The 5,042-nt window shown below is 49.9% G+C and carries 1 protein-coding gene; it reads right to left on the bottom strand.

Annotated elements, in window-relative coordinates; translation table 11 throughout:
- Positions 1-4,603 (bottom strand): Ig-like domain-containing protein (locus tag QUA57_RS26735; protein ID WP_333251460.1); only part of this gene is annotated, 4,603 nt, incomplete at its 3' end.
- Between the last annotated feature and the right edge of the window lie 439 nt (positions 4,604-5,042).

The raw sequence follows: 5,042 nt of genomic DNA on the forward strand, positions 1-5,042 counted from the left end.
CAGGCGTAGGTGCGGGTGCAGGCGCGGGTGCGGGTGCAGGCGCGGGTGCGGGTGCAGGCGCGGGTGCGGGTGCAGGCGCGGGTGCGGGTGCAGGTGCTGCAATATTAACGTTAAAAGTCCCTAAGTTGTTAGCAACATTCAAATTGCCAAGACTATCTTTAACCTGACTTGCTTGCAAGTTAAGAGTGTAAGTTCCATTATCAACATCATCCCAACTTCCGCCTGGGGGAGTAAACGAATAAGTTGCTGTCCGAGGCGTACCATTACTATGAGTATCGACAGTGACAAAAGTAGCCGGAATAGCACCAGCAGACCAATTTACAACAACATCAGAATTATCTAAACTGCTAACATCAATTCCACTGCTATCGCTGAAAGTAACTGTCAATATCTGACTTGTACCGCCCGCTGTAGTAATGTTAGAAATGGCACTCCAGTTAGCAGTAGGTGCTGTAATATCGGCAGTACGAGTCAATTGAGCCGCAGCGGTATTGTTATTACCCGCAATATCAGTGGCTGTAGCAGCAGGGACATCAACTGTGACATTACTATCAGCGGTGGGAGTAACATCAAAGGTGTAAGTTTTGGCATCAACTGTGACAAAGTTACCGACAGTCGCATTGGCGACGCTGATATCAGTATTATCAAATCCAGTGACATCTTCACTGAATGTGGCTGTGACGCTAAATGGTGCGTTGACTGTGGTTGTGGAAGTGGATGTTAAGGCAACTGTTGGCGCTGTAGCATCAGAAGTGCGAGTCAGTTGCGTGGCTGCGGTATTATTATTACCCGCTGTATCAGTTGCTATTGCCGCAGGGACATCGACGGTGACAGGGCCCTCAGCATTCGGAGTGACTGTAAAAGTATAATTGCTGCCGGTTCCTGCAAAATTGCTAACAATGCCGTTAGTAACATTAACGCCAGTCGCACTAAATCCTGTGACGCTTTCGCTGAAAGTTGCTGTGACTAAAAATGGTGCGTTTGTGTTGGTTGCGGAAGTGGATGTTAAGGTAACTGTTGGTGCGGTGATGTCGGCGGTGCGAGTCAGTTGTGTGGCTGCGGTATTGTTATTACCAGCGGTATCAATCGCTGTAGCAGCAGGGACATCAACGGTGACAGGGCCCTCAGCATTCGGAGTGACTGTAAAAGTATAATTGCTGCCGGTTCCTGCAAAATTGCTAACAATGCCGTTAGTAACATTAACGCCAGTCGCACTAAATCCTGTGACGCTTTCGCTGAAAGTTGCTGTGACTAAAAATGGTGCGTTTGTGTTGGTTGCGGAAGTGGATGTTAAGGTAACTGTTGGTGCGGTGATGTCGGCGGTGCGAGTCAGTTGTGTGGCTGCGGTATTGTTATTACCAGCGGTATCAATCGCTGTAGCAGCAGGGACATCAACTGTGACATTACCATCAGCAGTGGGAGTCACATCAAAGGTGTAAGTTTTGGCATCAACTGTGACAATGTTACCGATAGTAGCATTGGCGACGGTAATATCAGTATTATCAAATCCGGTGACATCTTCACTGAATGTGGCTGTGACGCTAAATGGTGCGTTGACTGTAGTTGGAGAAGTTGATGTTAAGGCCACTGTTGGCGCTGTAGCATCAGAAGTGCGAGTCAGTTGTGTTGCTGCGGTATTGTTATTACCTACTGTATCAGTTGCTATTGCCGCAGGGACATCAACGGTGACAGGGCCCTCAGCATTAGGTGTAACGGTAAAATTATAAGTTGTGCCGCTACCTGTGAAATTGCTAATCGTACTGTTAGTAAGATTAACGTCGCTGGCAATAAATCCTGTGACGTTTTCGCTGAATGTTGCTGTGACTAAAAATGGTGCATTTGTGCTTGTTGGAGATGCGGATGTTAAGGCAACTGTGGGGGCTGTAATATCAGCAGTACGAGTCAGTTGCGTGGCTGCGGTATTGTTATTCCCAGCAATATCAGTGGCTGTAGCAGCAGGAACATCAACGGTGACAGGGCCATCAACATTAGGTGTAACTGTAAAAGTATAATTGCTGCCACTACCTAGAAAATTGCTAACAAAACCGTTAGTAACATTAACTCCAGTTGCACTAAATCCTGTCACATTTTCACTGAAATTTGCTGTGACATTAAAGGGTGTATTGACTGTTGTGGGTGCGACGGATGTTAAGACAATAGTAGGGACAACTGCCTCAACGATGATGTCTTTATCGTTCGCTAAAGACTGCCCCGCAGGAATAGTCAATGTTGTTGCATTATTTCCAGCAGCATCTCTTAATGTTGCACCGACTGCTAAAGTGATTCCAGTTGAGTTGAGGTCGGTGCTATTTTGTCCGGCTGCTGGAGTATAAGTCCCGACAGCAGATGTGCCTGTGAAAGGTGCAATAGTGACAATACCACCTGTGTCTAAGGCGACTGTCATGTTACCGCCGGCTAAGGTAACTGCTTCGCTGAAGTTGACGGTGACGTTGATGTTGCTTGTTGTGCCGTAAAGGCCGTTGGCGGTGGTAGAGGTGACGCTGGTGATGGTGGGTGCAACGTTATCAATAACTATGGCTTTACTACCGCCGAGGGAGTTAGCTGAGGCTAAGACGGGGAGAGTTAAGATACCATCCACAGTCAAATTATCTTTAATTGTGCCGCCGTTGAGGGTGAGGACATTTGTGGCGAAATATTCTAAGTCGGGGGTGGCGTCCCCTGGTTGCACTACATAGTTGAAGGTGAGGGTTGTACTTCCACTACCAGAGGTGTAGTTGGCAAATTGGTCAGTTGTGCCGGTTTCTAGTTGGAGTCTGGGTGTGCCGGTGACGGTGACAGAATCATCGAAGGTGACGGTGATGGCGATGGTATCACCTGCTTTGTAGCTGCCATCGGGAGTGGTGGCGGTCACAGCAGTAATTTTGGGAGTAGTGTTGAGCAGGATGGAGACGTTATTCCTGTTCGGGTTCGCCACTGCTAAGTCAAGTTTGTCGTCGCCGTTGAAGTCGCCGATGCTGATGTCCCTGGGGGAATTGGGAGTATAGAAGGTGACTTGGGAGGCGAAAGTGGCGGTGGCGGCTCCGATGGGGGTGGTGTTGAGCAGGATAGAAATGCTGGGGCCGCCCCAGGCACCTGTTGCTAAGTCAAGTTTGCCGTCGCCGTTGAAATCGCCGATGGTAAGGGAGTACGGGTTATAGCTAGCTGGGAAGTCAACGTTGGTGGCGAAAGTGGCGGTGGCGGCTCCGGTGGGGGTGGTGTTGAGCAGGATAGAAACGTTGGCGCTGTCCTCGTTCGTCACAGCTAAGTCAAGTTTACCGTCGCCGTTGAAGTCCCCAACGTCGATAGCCTCAGGGCTATCGCCAGTTGGGAGGACAATTACTGTGGCAAAAGTAGGGGTGTTGGCTCCGGTGGGGGTGGTGTTGAGCAGGATGGAGGCGCTGTTGCCCGGGATCGCTAGTGCTAAGTCAAGTTTGCCGTCGCCGTTGAAGTCGCCAATGCTGACATCGTTGGCAAAATTGTTTGCTGGGAAGTTAACATTGGTGGCGAAAGTGGGGGTGAGGGCTCCTGTGGGGGTGGTGTTGAGCAGGATGGAGGCGGCGCTGTAGTGGCTGCCTGCGTTTGCCGTTGCTAAGTCAAGTTTATCGTCGCCGTTGAAATCGCCGATCCTGACGGAGCGGGGATCAGAGCCAGTTGGGAAGGTAACTGCTGTGGTGAAAGTAGGGGTGTTGGCTCCTGGGGCCGTGGTGTTGAGCAGGATAGAGACAGTGTTGTCGTTGCCGTTGGGGCCGCTTGAGTTTGTTGTTGCTAAGTCAGGTTTATCGTCGCCGTTGAGGTCGCCGATGCTGACGGATGTGGGCCCAGGCCCACTGCCAGTTGTGAAGTCAACTTTGGTGGCGAAAGTGGGGGTGGTGGCTCCTGCGGCAGTGGTGTTGAGGAGGATCGAGGCGGTGTCGCTGAGGTAGTTCGCCGTTGCTAAGTCTGGTTTGCCGTCGCCGTTGATGTCGCCGATGCTGATGGATACGGGCCGATCACCAGTAGGGAAGCCAACGTTGGGGGCTAAGCCTAGTATGTTGCTGTAGGTTTTGAGGGTGGTTTCTGTGAGAGCAAGTTTGGGCGCTTGGAGAGATGGAGGGATGAGTTGGAGGATGTCCCATGTGCCTCCTCGATCGCTGTTACCTGTAGTTTGGGGGTTGGCGGCGATGTTTGCGCCTGTGAGTTGGTGCAGTTGAGTGAGGAATTGGTGGCCTGCTTCCCCGGCTGCTACGCTGCATCCATATAAGATGATGCTGGCGTTGGCGCTGAAACTGTTTCGCCACTGTTGCAACTGTTGGCTGTAGTTTTCTATGTTGCTGCTGTTTAGTTCTTTTGTGCCTAAGTACAGACTGCCGGCGCTACCGTGTGTGATGATGTGGAGGGCTTCAATGCCTGTATGCCGAGCTAGGAGTGTGGTGATTTGCTCGATCGCATCAGGCTGGCTTTCGAGGATGTAGGTTGCTGTGCCCGGTTTGATGCCAGAGGCTATGTGGTTGCTGTCAGGTACTGTGGGGTCAAGGATAACTATTTCTTTTTGTACGTTGCTAATGCAACCAACCAAGGGAAGAAAAAAATTTTTGTGGGGGTTAATTTTAACTAGAGTTTTCATCTGTTTTTGGTTCCAGTAGAATGCCTTGTTTTTGAGCTGCAAAGGCTCTGTAGCGGGATTTGAGTTAGGAGGCGAGGCGGTAATTCTACCAGGTGGCAGATGACGCGCTAGATTTTTAACTACTAGAAATTTAGCAGGGTTCGAGTGTACTGTCAGTAGTTGAGCTTCGTCTTTACAAAACCTTTATATTTATGGGGTTATTTTAAAGAATTATAAAAAGTCGAAGTCGGGGCGAGTTTACAGAAGTTCCCGCCCAAGAGTGCAGAAAAAGGGTGAACCATTGGTGTTAACTTAAGGTGAAAAGTAGTATCGGTCTTCTGTCTGAGTCACAATCCTCTCGATCCCCCCTAGCCCCCCTTAATAAGCAGGGCGGATTTATTGTCGGAATAATAAATTAGGGGATTGGGCTATTTGCTGATGCGCGCCCTCGGGATTTAAC

This window comes from Microcoleus sp. Pol7_B2 (assembly GCF_036701035.1).
GTDB lineage: Bacteria > Cyanobacteriota > Cyanobacteriia > Cyanobacteriales > Microcoleaceae > Microcoleus.